We start from the raw sequence: 20,693 nt of genomic DNA, 5'->3' as shown, positions 1-20,693 counted from the left end.
GGTGCAGGGTCCTGCGCGGACGGCTCCTGCGCGGCGGCAGCGGCGACGGCGGTCGCGGCGGCCAGCACCGCGAGCACCGGCAGCGCCTGCGCGGCGGGCACCCGGGTCAGCGCCGGCACCGCGGACGCCGCCTCGTGCGGAGCGGGGGGCGGGCTCGGCGGTGACCCGTCGGGGGCGGGCCCGGCGCCGTCGGCGGTGGCCTCGGTCGGGTGGTCCTCGGCGGGGTCGCCGTGGGCCCCGTCGGCCCCGTCGTCCTGGGTGTGGCTGGTGAGCCCGTGCTGGGTCTTCTCCCAGTAGAAGGGCTTGGTGACCAGCTGCCAGGCGGCCTTGTAGGAGGCCACCGAGTGCAGCATCCAGTAGAACGGCGAGAGCAGTGCGTAGCCGACCAGGCCGTAGCTGCGGCGTTTGAAGCCGGCCAGCAGGCTCAGGTAGACGATCATCCCGTTGCCGATGAGCAGGTTGGCCAGGCTGACGTACTCCAGCCACGGCGGCAGCGCCGGGCTGAACTGGCGCGGGAACGCCAGGTAGAGCACGAACAGGACCCACAGGACCGGGGTCAGCAGGAACGTCGCGGGCGTGCCGCCGATGGTGAGCAGGAAGCCGATCGCCTGCCGCAGGCCGATCTGGCGGACCAGGCGCATCGGGTGCCGGGTGTGCACCAGGAACGTCTGCATGTAGCCCTTGATCCAGCGGCTGCGCTGCCGGATCCAGTTGCCGACCGCCATGTTGGCCTCTTCGTAGGTGGTCGAGTTGACCACCGTGACACGCCCGCCACGCGCCGAGGACCGGACGCCGAGGTCGGCGTCCTCGGTGACGTTGAAGGGGTCCCAGCCACCCAGCTCGCGCAGCATGTCCGCGCGGAAGTGGTTGCTGGTGCCGCCCAGGGGGATGGGCAGCCGCAACGCGTCCAGGCCGGGCAGCGTGTAGTCGAACCACGAGGAGTACTCGAGGGTGAACATGCGGGTGAGCAGGTTCTCCTCGGCGTTGAAGTAGTTCAGCGCCGCCTGCACGCAGACCAGGTCCTCCCCGCCCTTGCGGAAGGCGATGACGGACTTCTTGAGCTGGTCGGGGTCGGGCCGGTCCTCGGCGTCGTAGATGACCACCAGGTCGCCGCGGGCGAAGGACAGCCCGACGTTGCAGGCGCGCGGCTTGGTCTTGGGCATGGAGTGCGGCACGACCAGGATGCGGACGATGTCCGGCGGTGCGGCGGCCAGCGCGGCGGCCAGGGTCTCCGGGTCGTCCTCCTCCAGCAGGAGCAGGATCTCCAGCTTCTCCCGCGGGTAGTCCAGCGAGGACAGGTTCTTCATCAGCAGGCCGACGATGCCGGCCTCCTTGTAGACCGGGACCAGGATCGTGTAGCGGGGCAGGTCGGCGTCCACGAGGGCCGCGACCTCCTCCTCGGTCACCTGCTCGACGGTCTCCGACGCCGTCCCGACGGTGCTGATCAGCGCCTTGGCGCCCACGGACAGCCCGATGGTCACGTTGATGACGGCGAGCAGGACGACGACCGTGGTGGGTGCGTCCAGCACCAGTCCGATGACGACGGCGAGCGCCGCGACGACGGCGCTGGCGACCTGGGGCCAGGTGAAGACGGTGGAGGCGGACTCCTCGGGCCGGCGCTCGGCCAGCGAGGACACCGCCTCGTGCACGACCTCCTCGCGCCAGACGGTGCGCAGCGCGCGCTGCACGTCCCAGTCGGTGGTGACGACCTGGTGCACCCGGTCGACGCCGGTGCGCTCGGCGACCTCGGCGGCGATGTGCTCGGAGGGCCGCCCGGAGGTGGCGACGACGACCTGCACCTGCCCGTCGGGGCCCAGCTCGGTGCGCAGCGGCACCCACATCTCGCGGGCCAGCTGCGGGTAGGGGAAGAGGCCGGCGAGGTCCGGGTCGACCTCGACCGGGTCGACGAAGGCCATCTCGGCGCCCCACACGTCGGCGAGGGCCACGTAGAGCTGGCGACGGGTGATCCACTGCTTGGCCATCAGCACGGCACCCAGCGGCTCGCCGACCCGACGGCCCTGCGCGAGGCCCTCCTCCAGCTGCGCCGCGGTCAGCACCCCGGTGCGGACGAGCACGTCCCCGAGCCGCTCCTCCTTGGCGGGGGTGGTGGGCGGGCTCGCGGGGGTGGGGCGGGCAGCCGGCAGGGAGGGGCGCGCCCACCCGGGGGTGGCCAGGGCGGCGTCGTCCCCCAGGGCGGCAGGGCGCACGGAGGTCGTCACCTGGTCGTCGTCGGCACGGGCCCGGTGTGTCACGAGGCGGCGGTCGGCGGGCCCACCCGTCCGGGTGAAGCTGCCTCCCGGGGTGCACCCAGCGTCACCCGAGGGGGTGGTGGGGGCTGGTGGGGCTGGTGTGACGTCCGGTGCGGGCCTTCACTGGACCCGCGTCGAGGGAGAGTCCCACGCCGCTGACCAGGAGGTTCGGTGACGGAGGCCCCCGGCGTGAGCACCACCTCGACAGCGCGTGTGGTGGTGCTCGTCCCCGCGCACGACGAGGCGGCCTCCATCGGGACGACGCTCCGGGCGCTGCAGGCGCAGACCCGACGGCCGGACCGGGTGGTCGTCGTCGCGGACAACTGCACCGACGACACCGTCGCGATCGCACGTGCCGCGGGCGCCGAGGTCGTGGAGACGGTGGGCAACACCGACAAGAAGGCGGGGGCGCTGAACCAGGCTCTCGAGCGCCGGTTCCGCCGGTCGGCGACCAGTGACCGCCGTGGCGACACCGCCCCGCCGCCGCACGTGGGCGAGCGGGGACCGGACCGCCGGTCGAGCGCGGGCAGTGCGCCCTCACCGGACCTCGCGGACGACGACCTCGTGCTCGTCATGGACGCCGACACCGAGCTGGCGCCGGGCTTCCTGGAAGCCGCGACCGCGAGCCTGGAGGGCTCGCCGGAGACCGGCGCCGCCGGCGGTCTCTTCTACGGCCGGCCGGGTGCGGGCCTGCTGGGTCAGCTGCAGCGCAACGAGTACACCCGCTACAGCCGCGACGTCTCCCGCACCGGGCGGGTGATGGTCCTGACCGGGACCGGGACCCTCTTCCGGGTCGCGGCCCTCCGTCAGGTCGCCGAGGCCCGGGGCACGCTCCTGCCGGGCACCCGGGGCCAGGTGTACGACACGCTGGCCCTCACCGAGGACAACGAGCTGACCCTGGCGCTGAAGACGCTGGGCTGGCGGCTCACCAGCCCGGCCGCGTGTGCCGTCGTCACCGAGATCATGCCGACCCTGGGCGACCTCTGGGCGCAGCGGATGCGCTGGCAGCGCGGGGCGATGGAGAACCTCCGCAACTACGGCCTGTCCCGGGTGACCCTGCGCTACTGGGGTCAGCAGGTGGGCATGGGCCTGGGTGTGCTGGCCTTCCAGGCCTACCTGCTGGTGACGGCGGTCGTGCTGTCCGCCGGCGGCGCGCCGCGGCTGAGCTTGTTCTGGACCGGCGTCGGGCTGGTGTTCCTCGTCGAGCGCGTGGTGACCGTGGCCCGCGCGGGCCGCCGGGCCCAGGCCCTCGCCCTGCCGCTGCTCCCCGAGCTCCTCTACGACCTGGTCCTCCAGGCCGTCTTCATCCGGTCCCTCGTCGACGTCCTGCGTCGGCGCGAGGCGACCTGGCACCACATCGCACCCGCAGTCCAGCCGACTGCGGCCTGACACCCCGAGAGGAGGTACCCATGTACAACAACGCGGGCTACGTGACCGCCAGTGGCGTCGGGGGGTCGTCCACCCTGGCCTACACCGGCTTCGAGACCCTCGCCGTGCTCGTCGCGGCGGTGACCCTGCTCTTCGCCGGGATCGCACTGCTCAAGCTCGTCCCCCGACGCGCACGCTGAGGATGCCGGCGCGCCCCCCGGGGGCGCGCCGGGTCCCCGGCTCAGGTCGTCGTGGGCCGCGCGGTGAAGACCACGTTGGACGACGTCCCGCCGGTCAGCGGGTTGGCGAAGACCACCTCGTGCACCGCACTGCGGGCCGCGACCCCGGCCAGCACCTGCGCGAACGCCGGGTCCGCGGCGTCGGACCACAGGGCGAAGACCCCGCCGGGCCGGAGCAGCCGCAGCAGCCGGCGCAGCCCCTCGGGGGCGTAGAAGCCGGCGTGGCTGGGGTGCAGGTGGTGGGTGGGGGTGTGGTCGACGTCGAGCAGCACCACGTCGAAGAGCCGACCCGGGGTCGCCGGGTCCAGGCCGCCGGGGGAGTCGACCAGGGCGAAGAAGTCCGCGGTCACCACGCGTACACGCGGGTCGTGCACCAGGCCCGCGGTGTCGGGCAGCAGGTCCCGCCGGTGCCAGTCGACGACGTCCTCGAGCGCCTCGACGATCGTCAGCGAGCCGACCCGGGGGTCGGTCAGCGCGGCCCGCGCGGTGTAGCCCAGCCCCAGCCCGCCGACGACGACGTCCAGCGGACCGGGTCCTGCCTGGGCCAGCCCCAGGTCGGCGAGGGCGACCTCGCCGGCGGTGAACAGGCTCGACATGAGGAACTCCTCGCCGAGCTTGACCTCGAAGACGTCGACGTCCAGGCGCGGGTCGCGGCGTCGGCGCAGGCTGATCTCGCCCATCGGGGTCTCCCGGAAGGCGAGCTCGGCGAATCGGGCGCTCATGGGGTCCTCCGACCTGTCGTGCGGGAGGCGGGAGTCGAACCCGCACGCCCGAGGGCACCAGCTCCTAAGGCTGGCGTGGCTGCCGTTACACCACTCCCGCGTGCGGGGGAGTCTAGGAGGGCCCGGTGCCGCGGCTACCGTCGTGGACGTGGCTGACCTGGAGGCGTTGCGCCGGTTCGGGATCGTGCTGGAGATGGCCGAGGCCGCCGGGGAGGGCGACTGGACGGCCTGGACGGCGGTCCTGGCCGGGCTGGGTGAGGACCTGCGGGCCGACGTCGTGCGGCAGTCCTCGCTGGTCATCGCCATGCTCTGCGACCGGGAGGCCGAGCGCCGGGGGATCACCCGGGACCAGTTCCTGGCCCAGTTCCGGGCCGAGGCGATGGACCAACTGGGCTGAGCGCAGGTGGGGAACGCGCGGACGTGGCAGGCTGTGCCCGTGCCGCGCAGCCCCGAGCAGATCCAGCAGGAGATCGACGCCGCCCGTGAGTCCCTGGCGGCCACGCTGGACCAGTTGGTCTACCGGAGCAGCCCGAAGCGGCTGCAGGCCGAGGCCAAGGTCCGGGTGCAGCACTTCCTGACCACCCCGGCGGGGCAGGCCGCGATGGCCGCTGCCGGTCTGCTGGTCACCTTCGTCGTCGTGCAGAAGGTCCGGCACCGCAACCGCTGACGTCGGGCGCACACTCGGGTGCGTGATGCACCCGCGACCCACCCGCCCCGATCCCGCCGGCCCCGGCCAGGAGTCCGTCTGGGACTACCCGCGGCCCCCGTCCGCCGACGTCACCCCCCGTCGCGTCGAGGTCGTCCTCGGCGGCGCCGTGATCGCCACGACCACCCGGGCCGCCCGGGTCTGCGAGACCAGCCACCCGCCGGTCTACTACGTCCCGCGCGAGGACGTCGCCGACGGCGTCCTGCAGCGCGCCGACGGCGCCAGCTGGTGCGAGTGGAAGGGCGTGGCCACCTACTGGGACGCCGTCGTCGACGGGGTCCGGCACCCGGCCGTGGGCTGGTCCTACGAGCGGCCCACCCCCGGGTACGAGCACCTGCGCGGTGCGGTGGCGTTCTACCCCTCCAAGCTCGACCGGGCCACCGTCGACGGCGAGACCGTCCGCGCCCAGGCCGGGGACTTCTACGGCGGCTGGATCACCGACGAGGTGGTGGGGCCGTTCAAGGGGGAGGTGGGCACGCGCGGCTGGTGACCCGGCGGGACGCCGGTCTGGTCGACACCCCTACCCCCTAGGGGTATGTTCACTGGCATGAACGGTTACGAGGGCAACAAGGACCAGGTCCTGGCGCGGCTGCGCCGGGTCGAGGGTCAGGTCCGCGGCATCGCGCGGATGGTCGAGGACGACACGTACTGCATCGACGTCCTGACCCAGGTCTCGGCGGCGACGAGCGCCCTGCAGGCGGTCGCCCTGGGCCTGCTCGACGACCACCTCGGGCACTGCGTGCGCGACGCCGTCGCCAGCAGCGCCCAGGACGACGGCGCCGCCGCCGACGCCAAGATCGCCGAGGCCTCGGCCGCGATCGCCCGCCTCGTCCGGCGCTGACCGCGCCGTCCCAGCCGCACCCACCAGGAGGAACTCCGTGCAGACCCAGACCTTCACCGTCTCCGGCATGACCTGCCAGCACTGCGTCGCCTCGGTCACCGAGGAGGTGTCCGAGCTCGCCGGCGTCACCGGCGTGGACGTCGACCTGTCCAGCGGCACGCTCCGGGTCACCGGCCAGGACGTCACCACCGAGCAGGTCCAGGCCGCCGTGGCGGAGGCGGGGGACTACTCCGCCGACCCGCAGTGACGGCGGGCCCGGTCGAGCTGCCCTCGGAGGTGCGGCTCGACGTCACCGGGATGACCTGCGCCTCGTGCGCCACCCGGATCGAGCGCAAGCTCAACAAGGTCGACGGCGTCCAGGCCAGCGTCAACTACGCCACCGAGGCCGCCACCGTCCGCTACGACCCGGCCCTGGTGGACACCCAGCGGCTGCTGGCCACCGTCTCCGCCGCCGGCTACGCGGCCACCGTCCCCGCCCCTCCGGCGGACGACGAGCCCGACGCCGGAGCCACCGCCGGAGCCACTGACGACGACGCGCCGTCGGCCGAGGACCGGTCGCTGCGCCAGCGGCTGGTCGTCTCCACCGCCCTCGCGCTGCCCGTGCTGGTGCTGTCCATGGTGCCCGCGCTGCAGTTCGAGAACTGGCAGTGGCTGGCGCTCACACTGGCCAGCCCGGTCGCCGTCTGGGGGGCCTGGCCCTTCCACCGCGCCGCCGTCGTCAACGCCCGGCACGGCGCCAGCACGATGGACACCCTGGTGTCGATCGGCATCGTCGCGGCGTACCTGTGGTCGCTCTACGCGCTCTTCCTCGGCGACGCCGGGATGCCCGGCATGCGGATGGAGTTCCACCTGCTCGCCGAGCAGGGTGCCGGCACCAGCGAGCTCTACCTGGAGGTCGCCTCCGCGGTCACCGTCTTCCTGCTCGCCGGCCGGTACGCCGAGTCCCGCGCCAAGCGCCGGTCCGGCGCCGCGCTGCGCTCGCTGCTGGCCCTGGGTGCCAAGGACGCCGCGGTCCTCCGCGACGGCGTCGAGGTCCGGGTCCCGGTCTCCCGGCTCGCCGTGGGCGACCGGTTCGTCGTCCGGCCGGGGGAGAAGGTGGCCACCGACGGCGTCGTGGTCTCCGGCTCCTCGGCCGTGGACGCCTCGATGCTGACCGGGGAGTCGGTGCCGGTCGAGGTCGGCGTCGGCGACCGGGTCACCGGCGCCACGGTCAACGTCGGGGGCCGGCTGGTCGTCGAGGCCGACCGGGTCGGCGGGGAGACCACGCTGGCCGCGCTGGGCCGCCTCGTCACCGCCGCGCAGAGCGGCAAGGCCCCCGTCCAGCGGCTGGCCGACCGGGTGTCGGCGGTCTTCGTGCCGGTCGTGCTCGCGGTCGCGCTGACCACCCTGGTGGTCTGGCTGCTGGTCACCGGGGACGTCGCCGCGGCCTTCACCTCCGCGGTCGCCGTGCTGGTCATCGCCTGCCCGTGCGCGCTGGGCCTGGCCACCCCCACCGCGCTGCTGGTGGGCACCGGCCGGGGCGCCCAGCTGGGTGTGGTCATCAAGGGCCCCGAGGTCCTGGAGTCCACCCGCCGCGTGGACACCGTGGTGCTGGACAAGACCGGCACCGTCACCACCGGGGAGATGGCCCTGCTGGAGGTCCACGGCCACCCGGACGCGTTGCGGCTGGCCGCCGCGGTCGAGGCCGGCTCCGAGCACCCCATCGCCCGGGCCGTCGTCGCCGGCGCCCCCGTACCGCTGCCCGAGGTCGTGGACTTCGCCTCCCGGCAGGGCCGCGGGGTGCAGGGCACCGTCGAGGACCGGTCCGTCGTCGTGGGCCGGGTGGGGGAGATGCCCGGACCGGTCCCGGCCGAGCTGGCCGACGCCGTCACCGCGGCCGAGCAGGCCGGCCGCACCGCGGTCCTGGTCGCCTGGGACGGTGCCGTGCACGGCGTGCTCGTCGTCGCCGACACGGTGAAGCCCACCAGTGCCGCCGCGATCGCCGACCTGCGGGCACTCGGGCTGTCACCGGTGCTGCTGACCGGGGACAACGCCGGTGCGGCCGCCGCCGTCGCCCGCCAGGTCGGGCTGGACCCCGAGGCCGGCGAGGTCGTGTCCGGGGTGCTGCCCGAGGGCAAGGTCGACGTCGTCCGGGAGCTGCAGGCCCGCGGCCGGGTGGTCGCCATGGTCGGCGACGGCGTCAACGACGCCCCGGCACTGGCCCAGGCCGACCTCGGACTGGCCATGGGCACCGGGACCGACGTGGCGATCGAGGCCAGCGACCTGACCCTGGTGCGGGCCGACCTGGGCGCCGCGGTGAGCGCGGTCCGGCTGTCCCGGGCCACGCTGGCCACCATCAAGGTGAACCTGTTCTGGGCCTTCGCCTACAACGTCGCACTCGTGCCGCTGGCGGCGCTGGGGTTCCTGAACCCGGTGCTGGCCGGCCTGGCGATGGCGGCGTCCTCGGTGCTGGTGGTGGGCAACAGCCTGCGACTGCGCCGGTTCGCCGGCTGACCCGCCGACGACAGCGGCCCGCCCTCCGGGGGAGAGGACGGGCCGCTGGTCTCGGGGCGGGCGCTGGGGTCAGACGCTGGGGTCAGGCGCCCTCGGTGCAACGCCGGGCGACCAGGGGCATCACCACGGTGTCGACGACCTGGTCGGCGTAGGCCTCGTCCAGCGGCTCGCCGGTGAGCAGCCAGCGCTGCACGACCAGGGCGGACGCGGAGTCCGCGACGGCGGAGCCGACCAGGCCCGGGCGGACCTCGCCGCGGGCCTCGGCCCGGCCCCAGACCTCACGGAAGGACTCGGTCCACTGGCCCAGCGGGCCGGTGCGGAACGCCTCGGCCAGGGCCGGCTGGTGCGGCAGCGTCGAGAGCAGGGACAGCGACGCGGCGCCCAGGGGGCCGTTCACGACGTGCACCAGCGAGCGCAGCAGCTGACGCAGGTCGGCCTCGAGGCTGCCGGTGTCGGGCAGCTGGGTCTCCGCGCGGTTCATCTCGGCGATGGTGTCGACCACGAGGTCGGACTTGGTGCGCCACCGGCGGTAGATCGTCGCCTTGCCGACGCCGGCCTCGGCGGCGACCGCGTCCATGGTCAGGGCGTTGTAGCCCACGTCGGCCAGCAGGCGCAGGATCGCGGCCCTGATGACTCCGTCGCGGGAGGGGTCACGCGGCCGGCCACCGCGACTGGGGCGGGTGACCTCCGGGGCTGAGAGGGCTGCCATGTGTCTGACTTTAGACCGTCAGCTGATCGACGGGCGTCCCGGCGTCGCCTCTCCGAGGCGACACGCCGACAGTCGTGGGGAAGGCCACACCCAAGGACCCGGCGGCTGTGCAGGGCGAACGGCAACAACACTGTTGACGCTCCATCATCGTCGCACCCCGCGCGCCTGACCAGGGCGGCCGGGCGTGTCGGACATCCTCGGTGGGTGACCGGAGCCACCGAGCCGTCGTCTCCCCGCTGGCCCCGGCCCGGCCGGGTCGCCCGCCTGCTGCTGGCCAGCCCGGTCCCGCACGTGCTGCCCGCGATCGCCCGCACGGCCACCGCGCTGGGCCTCAACGCCGAGCTGCTGCCCGGCCTGCTCGACGTGGTCGACGACAGCAGCCCGCTGGACGCCCGGCGCTTCGACCGGCTGCTGGCCCGGCTGGCCCGGGAGCTGTCGGCCGCCGAGACCGACGCGGTCCGGGTGGCCACCGACCCCGACTCCGACGACGGCGTCGCGCTGGCCGCCCAGCTGCTGGCCGCGCCCACGCTCTCGGTCGAGCTGGCCCGTCGCGGCGTCACCGTGGAGGTCGGCCTGCTGACCGGTGCCCGGCTGTGGCCGGTCTACCAGCCCGTCGTGGACCTGGCCGACGGTCGGGTCACCGGTTACGAGGCGCTGCTGCGCGGTGGGGTCGACGGCCGGGAGGTCGGCGGTGGCGACCTGTTCTTCCTGGCGGCGGCCGCCGGTTGGGGGGACCGGCTCGACCGGTGGGCGCGAGAGGCCGCCATCTCCGGGGCCGCCGGCTGGCTGGGCGAGGCGGACCTGTACGTCAACAGCAGTCCCGAGGCGGTCTACCGGCCCGCGGTGTGCCTGGCCGGCACCGAGCAGGCGGTGCACGACAGCGGTCTGACGCCGGGGCAGCTGGTCTTCGAGGTCGTGGAGGCGCACGCCGCCCGCGACCGCGGCCACCTGCTCGCCGTCCTCGAGCACCAGCGCTCCCTGGGCTGGCGGGTGGCCCTGGACGACGTCGGCGTGGGCTGGTCCAGCCTGGCGCTGGTGGCCGCGGTGCGTCCGGACGTGGTGAAGCTGGACAAGGCACTGGTCAACCGGCTGGACGACGCGGCCGCGCGGGCCGTGGTCGGGTCCCTGGTCACCCTGGCGCACTCGCTGGACGCGGTGGTCGTGGCCGAGGGCGTGGAGACCGCCGAGCGCGCCGACCAGGTCCGCGACCTGGGGGTCGACCTGGGACAGGGCTGGTTGTTCGGTCGCCCGGCCGCCGCCCGGCCGCCGGCCGAGCCGGAGCTGCTCCCCGTCCCCTGAGCGCCCGTCCCCTGAGCGCCCGTCCCCTGAGTGCGCGGGCACCCCGCCGGGCCTAGTGGTCGGTCGCGACGTTCCAGCCGCTGAGCACCGGACGGTCGTGCTCGTGGCCCAGCACCCCGTAGGACCCGGCGTGCAGCGCGAACAGCGACCCGGCCTCGGGGGCCAGTCCCAGCCACCGGGCGGTGAGCACCCGCAGCACGTGGCCGTGGGCGACCAGGGCGACGTCCCCGTCGGTCAGGTGCGGGCGGACCCGCTCCAGCACCCGGTCGACCCGGGCGGCCACCTCGGCCAGGCTCTCCCCGGGGGTGTCACCGGGTTCGGTGCCGTCGGTCCACAGCGACCACGTGCGGCCCAGCTCGGCGGAGATGTCCGGCGTGGTCCGCCCCTCCCAGCGGCCGTAGTCGACCTCGACCAGGTCCGGGTCCACGGTGTCGGTGGCCAGCCCGGCCAGCTCGGCCGTCCGCCGGGCCCGCTCGCGCGGGCTGACCCGCACCTCGACGAACCGGCGTCGGGACAGCGGCCCGCGCACGGCCCGCGCCTGGGCCTCGCCCTCGGGCAGCAGGGGCAGGTCGGTGACGCTCGTGTGCTGCCCGCTCCGGCTCCACTCGGTCTCCCCGTGTCGCAGCACGACCACCTCGCCCACGGTCGTCCCCTCTCCTCGTGTCCCGCGCCCCGCCACCGACGGGGACCCCGCCGACCGCCACCGGGCGCGGCGACGGCGACCAGGATGCCGACCCCCGGTGCGGCGGGGCCAACCGGGACCCGGTCGTCGCGTGCGGGCCGGGTCGGCCGTCCCGAGGTTCCGGATCCGCCGGGGCCGTCTAGGCTCGACGGACCCGGGGGCACCCGGAACTGGGAGGCGGGCGTGGCACGGACACCAGCGGTACCCGAGGCCAGGTCGCAGCCCGCACCCCCCGTCCTGCCCACCCAGCGGGCCGGCTCGGTCTTCGCCGACATGCTGGCGGCCCTCGGCGAGCTCGACGTCGCCCAGGAGGAGCTCCGGGTCGCCGACGAGGCGCTGAAGGAGTACGAGGACCAGCTCGCCGCCGTCGTGGAGCGGCACCAGGAGGAGCAGCGCTGGCGGGAGCGGGTCTCCTCCCTGGTCCCGGTCTGCCAGTTCGTCACCGACCTGCGGGGGACCGTCCAGGAGGCCGACGGGGCCACGGCCCGCATGCTGGCGACCCCGGTCGAGCGACTGTCCGGCAAGCCGCTGGCGGTCTTCGTCGCCGCCGACCGCCGCGGGCCGCTGCGGGCTGCCCTGAGCTCGTTGTCGTCGGGCCAGGCGGAGGCCCGGGTCGTGCTCCCGGTCCAGCCGCGCGCCGGCGAGTCGACCGTCGTGGACGCGGTGGGGGTGCTGGAGAGGAGCGGGTCTGGGGACCGGGTGCGCTGGGTGTGGCTGCCCGCCGCCCTCCGCGGTGGTCCGACCGCCGACGGCGACGACGACCGCGACCTCGCCGTCGCCGCCGCGGTCGCCCGGTTGTGCGTGGTGCCCGTCGGTGAGGAGGACCGGCAGGCCGTGCTGGCCCAGCTGTCGGGCATCGTCCGGGACGCCGTGGGCGCGGCCGACTCCGCGAGCATCACCGTGGGGTTTCCGGCGGACCCGCAGCAGCTGGCCTCGGACTCGCGGTCGGCGCAGGAGCTCGACGGCCTGATGTACCGGATCGGCGAGGGGCCGTGCCTGGCGGCGTACGAGTCGGGGCAGACGGTCGCGACGGGCGACCTGCTGGCCGACGACCGCTTCCCGCGGTTGGCCGCGGCGGCCGGCGGGACCGGGGTGCGCAGCGTGCTGGGCCTGCCGGTGGTCGCCGGCGAGGCCACCCTGGGGGTGCTGAACGTGTACGCCGCGCAGGTCGACGCCTTCGGCGAGCGGGACCGCCGGGTGGGCGAGCTGGTCGCCTCGGCGGTGGCCGCTGTGCTGGAGCAGGTCTCCCAGCGTCAGTCGCTGCGCTCGCTCACCGAGCACCTGCGGCAGGCACTCACCTCCCGGGCGGTCATCGAGCAGGCCAAGGGCATCGTCATGGCCCACCACGGGGGCACCGCCGACGAGGCCTTCGCCCGGCTGGTCGCCCTGAGCAACACCCACAACGTCAAGCTGCGCGACCTGGCGGGTCTGCTCGTCGAGGGCGGGGCGCGCCTGGGCCTGGGCCCCTGGATGTCGGGGTCCTGACCCGGCGGGCGGCCGGCCCGCCCGTCAGCCCTCGACGGGGTCCATCACCAGCACCGTGCCCGCGCCCCGGACGCCGGTCAGCGGGCTCACCGTGACCTGCACGGTGACCTGCCGGCCGCGGCGGTTGACCGCCGGCACCCGGACGACGCTGTGCCCGGTGCCCGACCGGGAGCCGTCCAGCAGCGGCAGCAGCTCGACGACCGGCAGGCCGATGTCCAGGTCGGTGAGCGACCGGCCCAGCGCCTCGTCCTCCCGGACACCCCACAGCTCCTCGGCCGCGCCGTTCCAGGCCACCAGGGACAGGTCGGCGTCCAGCACCGCCACGCCGGCGCGCAGGCTGCCCAGCACCGCGCTGACGAAGTCCCACCGCTTGACGGCCTGCTCGGTCTCCCCGCGCAGCTCGTCGTTGCCGGTGTGGAGCTGGTCGTTCATCGACTGCAGCTCCTCGTTCATCGTCTCGAGCTCCTCGTTGGTGGACTGGAGCTCCTCGTTGGTGGTCTCCAGCTCCTCCACCGTCGACTGCAGCTCCTCGTTCGTCGTCTCCAGTTCCTCGTTGGTGGACTGCAGCTCCTCGTAGGCGCTCTCCAGCTGCCGGTTGGCGTACTCCAGCTCCAGCTGCAGCGCGCGGTACCGGCTGACGTCCTCGAAGACGACGCTGGCTCCCAGCGGGGAGCCGTCGTGGTCGGACAGCGGCACGACCTGCACGTCCAGCACGGTCGTCTCGCCACCGGACAGCGAGGCCTCCACGCCGCGCACGGACAGCGCCCGCCGCTCGCCGACGGCCTGCTCCAGGTGGGAGCGGAGCTCCAGCGGCCGGTAGGACAGCTCCAGGTCCTGGAAGGGCTTGCCGACGTCCCGGGCGTCCAGGCCGAACAACCGGTCGGCCTGGTGGTTGGTCAGCGCCAGCCTGCCCTCGGCGTCGATGACGACCTGGGGCAGCGGCCCGGCCAGCACCGCCTCGGTGCGCAGCCGCTGCCAGCGGGCGTCGTGGTCCAGGGGCTCGACCGGCCCGGGCACGCGCTGGCGTGGCGGCAGCACGTCGGCGCGCCGGCGGAACAGCCGGCGGCCCAGGTCCACGGGGCTGAACAGGGCGGAGTGCGACAGCAGCATCTCGGCCTTGCCCAGGAACAGCACGCCGTGCGGCTCCAGCGCGAAGTGCAGCCGGCCGACGACCCGGGCCTGGGTCTCGGCGTTGAGGTACATCAGCGCGTTGCGGCACATGAGCACGTCGATGTGGCTGATCGGGGCGTCCTGCACCAGGTCGTTGCGCCCGAAGATGACCGCCCGGCGCAGGTCCTTGGAGACCGTCCAGCGGTCGCCGTCGCGGGTGAACCAGCGTTCCACCTGGTCCGGGCGCAGGCCCGCCAGCTCGGCCTCCCGGTAGCTGGCGGTCCGGGCGACGGCGAGGGCCTCCTCGTCGACGTCCGTGGCGTAGATCTTGACCCTGCGGCGGAACGCCTCCGGGCCCATCGCCTCGGCCAGCGCGATGGCCAGGCTGTAGGCCTCCTGGCCGGTGGCGCAGCCCGCGGACCAGCCCCGCACCGGCCGGTTGCGGGCCAGGACCGGCGGCAGCAGCTCGGTGGTCAGGTGCTCCCAGGCGTCCCGGTCGCGGAAGAAGCTGGTCACGTTGATCAGCACCGTGTTGAACAGCGCGGTGAACTCCTCGGGGTGCACCTCGAGGTGGTCCCGGTAGACGTCGAAGTCGGCGATCCCGACGTCGGTCATCCGGCGCGCCACCCGGCGCACCAGGCTGGGCCGCTTGTAGCCGGTGAAGTCGAAGCCCCGCACCTCGCGCAGCCACTCCAGCAGCGCCTCGAAGGAGGGGTCGCTGTCGTCGACGGGCAGAGCCGGTCGCTCCCGGCCGGTCTCGGGGGTGCTCACGCGCCGGCCTCCAGCTCACCGTCGGGCTGGGGGGTGCTGGCGCGTTGCAGGAGCTGGCGCAGCAGCAGGGCCGAGGCGTGCGCCTCGTCGGCCTGCTCGACGAACCGGCCCGCGGTCAGCGTGTGCCCGCGGGCGGCCGCCCGGGTGCCCATCGAGCGGGCGAGGTCGGCCTTCTCCTCCAGGCTGCGCAGCGCCATCCACAGCGCGCCCTCGACCGCGGAGGTCTGCTCGGCGGCCAGGCTCTGCGCCGTCCAGGCGTGCCCCACCCGGCAGCGGTAGCGCTGCAGGGTCTCCTCCGGGATGGAGAACAACGGCCCGGCGCAGTCCGGACAGGTCAGTCCGGCGGGGTCCCCGGGGCGGTCGGGGGAGCCGAGGGCCTCCTCGTCGAAGGCGGCCATCGCGGTCTCCAGTCTCATCCGGTCGGGCTCGGTACCGCTGGTGGTGGCCGGGTCGACGGGCTCGGGCACCGGTTGCCCGACCAGCTCGGCGACCAGGGCGCCGAGCTGGTCGGCCGGGGCGCTCCGGGCGGCCAGGGTGGCCTGCAGGGCGGCCCGCGGCATGCTGTCGTAGAGCGCGTCGGCCGGGTCCTGGACGACGACCACCCCACCGTGCCGCTCGACCGCCAGCGCGCCGGCGGCCCCGTCGTCCAACGTGCCCGACAGCACCACGGCCAGCGTGCGAGGACCGGAGACCTGGGCGGCGGAGCGGAAGAGCGGGTCGACCGCTGGCCGGTGCCCGTTCTCCCGGGGCCCGCGGGACAGCACCAGCCGCTCGCCGGCGACCAGCAGGTGGCGGTCGGGGACGGCGACGGTCACCGTGCCGCGGACCAGCTCCTGGTCCTGGACGGCCGGTGTGACCGGTAGGGCGCAGGAGCGGGACAGCACGTTGGCCAGCGCGCTGCCGCCGTTGGCCGGCACGTGCAGCACGACCAGCACGGCGGCGGGCAGGTCGGCGGGGAGCCCGGCCACGAAGGCGCGCAGCGCCTCCACACCCCCGGCGGAGGCCCCCACGACCACCAGGTCCCGCTCAGCCACGTCGTCCGCCCAGCTCCTGCATCCGCTGATCATCCCCCCTGCCGGTCCCAGCGGAGCCGGTTGGCCGCGATCCGCGTCGCCGGGTCACGATGTGGCCGTGGACACCGAGGACTTCACCCAGGTCAGGGATGCCGTGCGCCGGCTGGTGCGCGACGTCGTCGTCCCGCGCGAGGAGGAGATCGAGGAGACCGACCGGGTGCCCGACGATCTGCGGCAGGCCGCGGCGGAGATGGGCCTGTTCGGCTACGCCCTCCCCGAGGAGTTCGGCGGCCTCGGCGTCACGATGAGCGAGGACGTGCAGCTGGCCTTCGAGTTCGGCTACACCTCCCCGGCCTTCCGCTCGCTGTTCGGCACCAACAACGGCATCGCCGGTCAGGTCGTGGCCCGGTTCGGCAGCGACGCGCAGAAGCAGGCCTGGCTGCCGGGGCTGGCGGCCGGGGAGCTGATCGGCTCCTTCGCGCTCACCGAGGCCGAGGCCGGCTCGGACCCCGCGGGCCTGCGCACCACCGCCCGCCGGGACGGCGAGGGGTGGGTGCTCGACGGGGGCAAGCGGTACATCACCAACGCCCCGATCGCCGACCTGTTCGTCGTCTTCGCCCGCTCGGACCCGGCGCAGACCGGCGGGCGGGGCATCTCCTCCTTCGTCGTCCCGGCCTCGACGCCGGGGGTGACCGTCGGCCCGCACGACCGCAAGACCGGCCAGTCCGGGGCGTGGACCGCGGAGGTCTTCCTCGACGACGTCCGGGTGCCGGCCGACGCGCTGGTCGGTGAGGAGGGCCGCGGGTACGCCAAGGCCCTCACCGTGCTCTCCCGCGGCCGGCTGCACGTGGCCGCGCTGTGCGTGGGGATGGCCCAGCGGGTGCTCGACGAGTCGGTCGCCTACGCGGCGACCGCCAAGCAGGGCGGGGCGCCGATCGGCCGATTCCAGCTGGTCCAGGCGATGCTGGCCGACAGCCACACCGAGCTGCTGGCCGCGCGGGCGATGGTCGTGGACGTCGCGGCCCGCTACGACAGCGGCGAGGACACCTCGGTCGGCCCGTCGGCGGCCAAGCTGTTCTGCTCGGAGATGGTCGGGCGGGCCACCGACCGCGCCGTGCAGGTGCACGGCGGGCTGGGCTACCTGCGCAGCACCCCGGTCGAGCGGTTCTACCGGGACGCCCGGCTCTACCGGCTCTACGAGGGCACCAGCGAGGTGCAGAAGGTGATCATCGGCGGCGCGCTGCTGCGCGAGGCGGGCATGGCCCGTGGCTGAGCTGCTCACCGGCGCAGCGCGGGAGCAGCGCCGGGCCGCCGTCGCCGAGCTCGGGACGGCGCTGCGCGAGCTGGTCGAGGCGTGCGTGCTCACCGAGGTGCCCGAGGGAGAACTGGCCGCCGTCGCGGCGTCGGCCCGGGAGCTGACCGCCCGGCTGGGGGTGGGTGCCCGCGGGCTGCGCGACGTCGCCGGCTGCGACGACCCGGCGGCCGGGGAGCGCTGGTACTCCCCGGTCTACGGGCCGGGCAGCCCGGTCGCGCCGCCCCTGGAGCTGGGGTCGGCCGGTCGGGACGGCGTGCACGCCACCGCGACCCTGGGGAAGACGCACGAGGGGCCACCCGGGCTGGTGCACGGCGGCACGACCGCGATGCTGCTGGACCACGTGCTGGCCCGGGCCGTCCGGGTCGCCGGGGCCGGCGGTCTCACCGCCACCCTGACCGTGACCTACCGCCGCCCGGTCCGGTTGGGCGTCCGGCTGGTGCTCGACGCCCGGGTCACCGGTACCGAGGGCAGGCGGACGACGGCGCACGCCACCGTCGCCGCCGCCGACGCCCCGGACACCGTCCTCGCCGAGGCCGACGGCCTCTTCGTGGCGTTGCGCCCGGAGGCCGCGGCGGCGACGTTCGCCGGTGTCAGCCACGTCGTCGACGCGTGGACCTCCCGGGGCTGACGCCGCTCAGCCGTGCAGGACCGGGCCCTGCGCGCCCTCGCCGCGGGACAGCGCGGCCACGAACTCCGGCAGCATCCGGTTGCCGCGGTGCAGCGGCTCCCAGCCCAGCACCGTCTTCGCCCTGGTGGAGTCCAGGGCCGGGATCTGCAGGGCGATGTCCAGCCAACCCGGCTCGGTGGGCACCAGCCGGGCGTGGAACGCCGCGGACAGCCCGGCGCGCAGCACCGCGCCGGGGACCGGCACTCGGACCGTGCCCAGCGCGGTCGCGATCTGGTCGGCGTCCATCACCGGGTCCGCGGACAGGTTGAAGGCACCCCCTGCGCGGCGGTCGACGATCCGGGCCAGGGCGTCGGCGACGTCGTCGGCGTGCACCAGGCCCAGGTGCAGCGAGGAGGGCAGCGGCAGCGGCAGCCTCGACGCGATCGTGGCGGGCACCCGCTTGGCCACGCCGAGCAGCAGCGGGCCCAGGAAGTAGCGGCCGATGGCGCTGGCCGCGTCGGCCTGCAGCACCAGCGTCGGGCGGACGACGGTCACCGTGACGTCGGGGTGCGTGGCGGCGAACTCCCGGACCAGCTGCTCGACGGCGACCTTGTCCCGGCTGTACTGCGCGCTGGGCACCCCGGTGGTCGGGAAGTCCTCGGTCACCCGCGAGGCCGGGTCGCCGCCGGCGTAGGCGCCCAGCGAGGACAGCACCACGACGTGCCCGACCCCGGCGGCACCGGCGGCGTGCAGGACCCGACGGGTGCCCTCCACGTTGATCTCGTGCAGCAGGTCGGGCTCGCGTCCCGGCTGCAGCGCCCACGCGCAGTGCACCAGCGTGCTCGCGCCGTCCAGGAACTCGGCCAGCACGGTGGCGCTCTCCGGGGTGCCGAGGTCGGTGTGGTGCCAGAAGACGCTGTCGTACGGCGCGGTGTCCGGGGCCTGACGGCGGGAGAGACCGCGGACCTGGGCGATCGGGGCGCGGGAGAGCTGGCGCAGGAACGCCGTCCCCACGTTGCCGGTCGCGCCGGTGACGGCGACGGTCTGTCCGTCGAGGTGGCCGGTGTCGGCGGGAGAGGTCATGCCCTGGCCCTACCCGCGTCTGCGGGGGCCTACCCGGTCAGCCGAGGGTGACGCCGCCGGGAGCCAGGCCACGGGTGACGGCCAGCTGCTCGGCCTGGTCCTCGACGTCGGCCGGGCGCACGTCCCGCCACGGGGTCAGCAGCACGGCCAGCCGCCCTCCGGCTGCGCGGGGGCGCCAGACCCCGGCCGGCTCGCCGTCGACCAGCACCGCACCGGGGCGCCCGAGGGTGGGCCAGAGCTCCTTCCGCCGGGCCGCGTCGGGCACCAGCAGCTCGCGGTCCCGGGTCTGCAGGAACGGGTCGAAGGGGGCCAGCAGCCGGGTGCCGCGGACCGGGTCGCCGGGTGGGCCCCCGGGCAGCACCCAGCGCCGCTGACCCTCGACGTCGGCCGGCTCGGCGTCCCCGGGCCAGTGCGCCCGCACCTCCGCCACCGGTGCGTCCAGGTAGGCGGCGACCTGGGCCGGTGTGGCCGGGCCGTGCAGCCGCAGGTACGCCCGGACGACGTCGAGCCCCTCTTCCGGTGCCTCGGCGACCGTGAACCCGGGGATCGGCTGCAGCACCGGCGGCGAGGTGCCCGGCTGCAGCTCCAGGCCGGCGCGCAGCGCGGCCAGCCGGAAGGGCTGCTCGAAGGTGTGCACCGCCCGGCAGGGGCCGCACCGCCGCAGGTAGGGCGCGGGCAGCCGGGCGGTGAGCGCGGCGGACAGCTCGCCCTTGACCATCGGTGCGGTGACGACCTCCCGCATGGTCGCCGCGACGACGTCCAGGGCCTCCCGGACGCCGATCCCGGCCGCCTTCAGCGGCTTCGCCGCGTCGAAGACCCGCTTGGCCGCGTCGGCGTCGGACCAGGGGGCGGTGGCGGCGGCCACCCCGGGCAGGTCGGCGCGGCGGTGGACGTGCGGTGCCCCGCGCAGCGACCAGACGGTGGCCAGGTCGGCGGGCTCCGGGTCGGTCAGGCCGCGGACGGCCAGCGCCCAGCGCGCGCCGTCGGGGCCGGTGTCCTGCACGCCGAGGTCGAGGACCGCCGTGTCCGCGACGGTGCCGGTGGAGCGGTCCAGCTGCTGGGCCCGGACCCGGCGGGCCAGCACCGCCGCCCGGTTCACCCGTGGGCCCGCACGTGCGCGGTGACCAGCTCCCCGAGCCGGTCGGCGGCGGTCTCGGGCACCCAGTGCGTCACGCCCTCGAGCACCTCCAGCCGGTACTCCCCGGTGACGTGGCCGGCGGTGGCCTCGGTGCCGGCCCGGCCGAGGAACCCGTCCCGGTCGCTCCACACGTGCAGCGTGGGCACCCGGACCCGGCCCACCGGGTCCGAGACCCCCAGCGGCAGGGCCCGGTACCAGTCCAGCGCCGCGGTCAGCGCCCCCGCGGGCCGCAGCCGGGAGACGGTGTCCTCGGCGTCGGCGCGCGGCATCCCGGACCGCACCAGCAGGTCGCGCAGGACGGCTCCGTTGCCGCGGGTCAGCAGCGCCTCGGGCACCCCGGGCAGCTGGAAGAACGCCATGTAGGCCGACTTCACGCCCTGCGAGCTGGTGAGGAAGGACCTCGTGAACGCGGCCGGGTGCGGCACCGAGACCGCGGTCAGCGTGGCCACCCGGTCCGGGTGCCAGGCGGCCAGCGCCCAGGCCACCATCGCGCCCCAGTCGTGCCCGACCACGTGCGCACGCTCCAGCCCGGCGGTGTCCAGCAGCGCCCGGACGTCGTCCACCAGCTCGCGGACGACGTAGGCCCGCCGCCCCCGTGGACGGGCCGCGGGGGAGTAGCCGCGCTGGTCGGGCGCCAGCGTGCGCAGACCCGCGCCGTGCAGCACCGGGGCGACCCGGTCCCAGCTGCCGGCGTGCTGCGGGAAGCCGTGCAGCAGCACCACCGGTGGGCCGCCGGCGGGGCCGGCGTCCCGGACGTCGAAGGTCAGGCCGTCGCGGCTGAAGGTGTCCACCGGCCCAGGATGCCGGGTGGGTCCGACAGGTGCAGCCGCGTGCGTCCGGTTGGGAGCGTCCGGATCGGGCAC

The 20,693-nt window shown here is 75.2% G+C and carries 21 protein-coding genes and 1 tRNA gene; 12 read left to right on the top strand and 10 right to left on the bottom strand.

What is annotated here, in order from left to right; genetic code table 11:
- Positions 1–2,219: glycosyltransferase (locus tag AC0IVP_RS11670; RefSeq protein ID WP_471756725.1), on the bottom strand; the 2,219-nt coding region annotated here is incomplete at its 3' end.
- Positions 2,220–2,420: 201 nt separating this feature from the next.
- On the opposite strand from AC0IVP_RS11670, the gene AC0IVP_RS11665 reads away from it, so the two are divergent.
- Positions 2,421–3,638, top strand: coding sequence for a glycosyltransferase family 2 protein (locus AC0IVP_RS11665; RefSeq protein ID WP_471756723.1), 1,218 nt, complete (start codon positions 2,421–2,423; stop codon positions 3,636–3,638).
- A gap of 20 nt (positions 3,639–3,658) precedes the next feature.
- Positions 3,659–3,817 (top strand): hypothetical protein, encoded by a 159-nt coding sequence (locus AC0IVP_RS11660; RefSeq protein WP_471756721.1) that lies wholly within the window; start codon positions 3,659–3,661, stop codon positions 3,815–3,817.
- A gap of 41 nt (positions 3,818–3,858) precedes the next feature.
- On the opposite strand, the gene AC0IVP_RS11655 is transcribed toward AC0IVP_RS11660, so the two are convergent.
- Both AC0IVP_RS11655 and AC0IVP_RS11650 read right to left on the bottom strand, forming a co-directional pair.
- The gene (locus AC0IVP_RS11655) at positions 3,859–4,578 is read right to left on the bottom strand and encodes a polyamine aminopropyltransferase (RefSeq protein WP_471756719.1); all 720 of its coding nucleotides are present in this window, start codon (positions 4,576–4,578) and stop codon (positions 3,859–3,861) included.
- Between the two features lie 19 nt (positions 4,579–4,597).
- Positions 4,598–4,678 (bottom strand) — tRNA-Leu (locus AC0IVP_RS11650).
- Between the two features lie 48 nt (positions 4,679–4,726).
- On the opposite strand from AC0IVP_RS11650, the gene AC0IVP_RS11645 reads away from it, so the two are divergent.
- The 6 genes from AC0IVP_RS11645 to AC0IVP_RS11620 are packed head-to-tail and all read left to right on the top strand — an operon-like array spanning position 4,727 to position 8,618.
- Positions 4,727–4,975: a hypothetical protein gene (locus AC0IVP_RS11645; protein ID WP_157519460.1), complete on the top strand. Its 249-nt coding sequence runs from the start codon at positions 4,727–4,729 to the stop codon at positions 4,973–4,975.
- A 39-nt stretch (positions 4,976–5,014) separates the two neighbouring features.
- Positions 5,015–5,245: a DUF3618 domain-containing protein gene (locus AC0IVP_RS11640; RefSeq protein WP_056298149.1), complete on the top strand. Its 231-nt coding sequence runs from the start codon at positions 5,015–5,017 to the stop codon at positions 5,243–5,245.
- A 25-nt stretch (positions 5,246–5,270) separates the two neighbouring features.
- The gene (locus AC0IVP_RS11635; protein ID WP_056297155.1) at positions 5,271–5,774 is read left to right on the top strand and encodes a DUF427 domain-containing protein; all 504 of its coding nucleotides are present in this window, start codon (positions 5,271–5,273) and stop codon (positions 5,772–5,774) included.
- Positions 5,775–5,831: 57 nt separating this feature from the next.
- A complete protein-coding gene (locus AC0IVP_RS11630) occupies positions 5,832–6,125 on the top strand; it encodes a metal-sensitive transcriptional regulator (protein WP_471756717.1) in 294 nt (97 codons plus the stop codon).
- 37 nt (positions 6,126–6,162) lie between these two features.
- Positions 6,163–6,372, top strand: a complete 210-nt coding sequence (locus AC0IVP_RS11625; protein WP_471756715.1) for a heavy-metal-associated domain-containing protein — start codon at positions 6,163–6,165, stop codon at positions 6,370–6,372.
- Positions 6,369–8,618: a heavy metal translocating P-type ATPase gene (locus AC0IVP_RS11620; RefSeq protein ID WP_255352996.1), complete on the top strand. Its 2,250-nt coding sequence runs from the start codon at positions 6,369–6,371 to the stop codon at positions 8,616–8,618. Before AC0IVP_RS11625 ends, AC0IVP_RS11620 begins: the two co-directional genes overlap by 4 nt.
- Before the next feature lie 82 nt (positions 8,619–8,700).
- Here the strand turns inward: AC0IVP_RS11620 and AC0IVP_RS11615 are convergent, their stop codons facing one another.
- Complete coding sequence (locus AC0IVP_RS11615; RefSeq protein ID WP_056297164.1) at positions 8,701–9,327, bottom strand: TetR/AcrR family transcriptional regulator; 627 nt, start codon at positions 9,325–9,327, stop codon at positions 8,701–8,703.
- A gap of 204 nt (positions 9,328–9,531) precedes the next feature.
- On the opposite strand from AC0IVP_RS11615, the gene AC0IVP_RS11610 reads away from it, so the two are divergent.
- Complete coding sequence (locus AC0IVP_RS11610; RefSeq protein ID WP_056297167.1) at positions 9,532–10,626, top strand: EAL domain-containing protein; 1,095 nt, start codon at positions 9,532–9,534, stop codon at positions 10,624–10,626.
- A 52-nt stretch (positions 10,627–10,678) separates the two neighbouring features.
- Here the strand turns inward: AC0IVP_RS11610 and AC0IVP_RS11605 are convergent, their stop codons facing one another.
- Positions 10,679–11,269: a histidine phosphatase family protein gene (locus AC0IVP_RS11605; protein WP_471756713.1), complete on the bottom strand. Its 591-nt coding sequence runs from the start codon at positions 11,267–11,269 to the stop codon at positions 10,679–10,681.
- 222 nt (positions 11,270–11,491) lie between these two features.
- Between AC0IVP_RS11605 and AC0IVP_RS11600 the strand changes: the two genes are divergently transcribed.
- On the top strand, positions 11,492–12,793 hold the full coding sequence (locus AC0IVP_RS11600; RefSeq protein ID WP_471756711.1) for an ANTAR domain-containing protein: 1,302 nt from the start codon (positions 11,492–11,494) through the stop codon (positions 12,791–12,793).
- A 24-nt stretch (positions 12,794–12,817) separates the two neighbouring features.
- On the opposite strand, the gene AC0IVP_RS11595 is transcribed toward AC0IVP_RS11600, so the two are convergent.
- Entirely contained in the window at positions 12,818–14,674 is a 1,857-nt protein-coding gene (locus tag AC0IVP_RS11595) for a CheR family methyltransferase (protein ID WP_471756709.1), read from the bottom strand.
- Positions 14,671–15,708: a chemotaxis protein CheB gene (locus AC0IVP_RS11590; RefSeq protein ID WP_471756707.1), complete on the bottom strand. Its 1,038-nt coding sequence runs from the start codon at positions 15,706–15,708 to the stop codon at positions 14,671–14,673. Before AC0IVP_RS11590 ends, AC0IVP_RS11595 begins: the two co-directional genes overlap by 4 nt.
- A 97-nt stretch (positions 15,709–15,805) precedes the next feature.
- Between AC0IVP_RS11590 and AC0IVP_RS11585 the strand changes: the two genes are divergently transcribed.
- Both AC0IVP_RS11585 and AC0IVP_RS11580 read left to right on the top strand, forming a co-directional pair.
- Positions 15,806–16,960, top strand: coding sequence for an acyl-CoA dehydrogenase family protein (locus AC0IVP_RS11585; protein ID WP_471756705.1), 1,155 nt, complete (start codon positions 15,806–15,808; stop codon positions 16,958–16,960).
- Positions 16,953–17,630, top strand: a complete 678-nt coding sequence (locus tag AC0IVP_RS11580; RefSeq protein WP_471756703.1) for a PaaI family thioesterase — start codon at positions 16,953–16,955, stop codon at positions 17,628–17,630. The genes AC0IVP_RS11585 and AC0IVP_RS11580 overlap by 8 nt, the downstream gene beginning before the upstream one ends.
- Positions 17,631–17,636: 6 nt before the next feature.
- Here the strand turns inward: AC0IVP_RS11580 and AC0IVP_RS11575 are convergent, their stop codons facing one another.
- The 3 genes from AC0IVP_RS11575 to AC0IVP_RS11565 are packed head-to-tail and all read right to left on the bottom strand — an operon-like array spanning position 17,637 to position 20,621.
- The gene (locus AC0IVP_RS11575; RefSeq protein ID WP_471756701.1) at positions 17,637–18,692 is read right to left on the bottom strand and encodes an NAD-dependent epimerase/dehydratase family protein; all 1,056 of its coding nucleotides are present in this window, start codon (positions 18,690–18,692) and stop codon (positions 17,637–17,639) included.
- A gap of 37 nt (positions 18,693–18,729) precedes the next feature.
- A complete protein-coding gene (locus AC0IVP_RS11570; protein WP_471756699.1) occupies positions 18,730–19,791 on the bottom strand; it encodes a winged helix DNA-binding domain-containing protein in 1,062 nt (353 codons plus the stop codon).
- Positions 19,788–20,621 (bottom strand): alpha/beta fold hydrolase, encoded by an 834-nt coding sequence (locus tag AC0IVP_RS11565; protein ID WP_471756697.1) that lies wholly within the window; start codon positions 20,619–20,621, stop codon positions 19,788–19,790. Before AC0IVP_RS11565 ends, AC0IVP_RS11570 begins: the two co-directional genes overlap by 4 nt.
- Positions 20,622–20,693: the final 72 nt, after the last annotated feature.

The organism is Klenkia sp. AC732 (genome assembly GCF_979256525.1).
The sequence above is the reverse complement of the archived record's forward strand: the minus strand, read 5'-3'. Positions and strand labels throughout refer to the sequence as shown.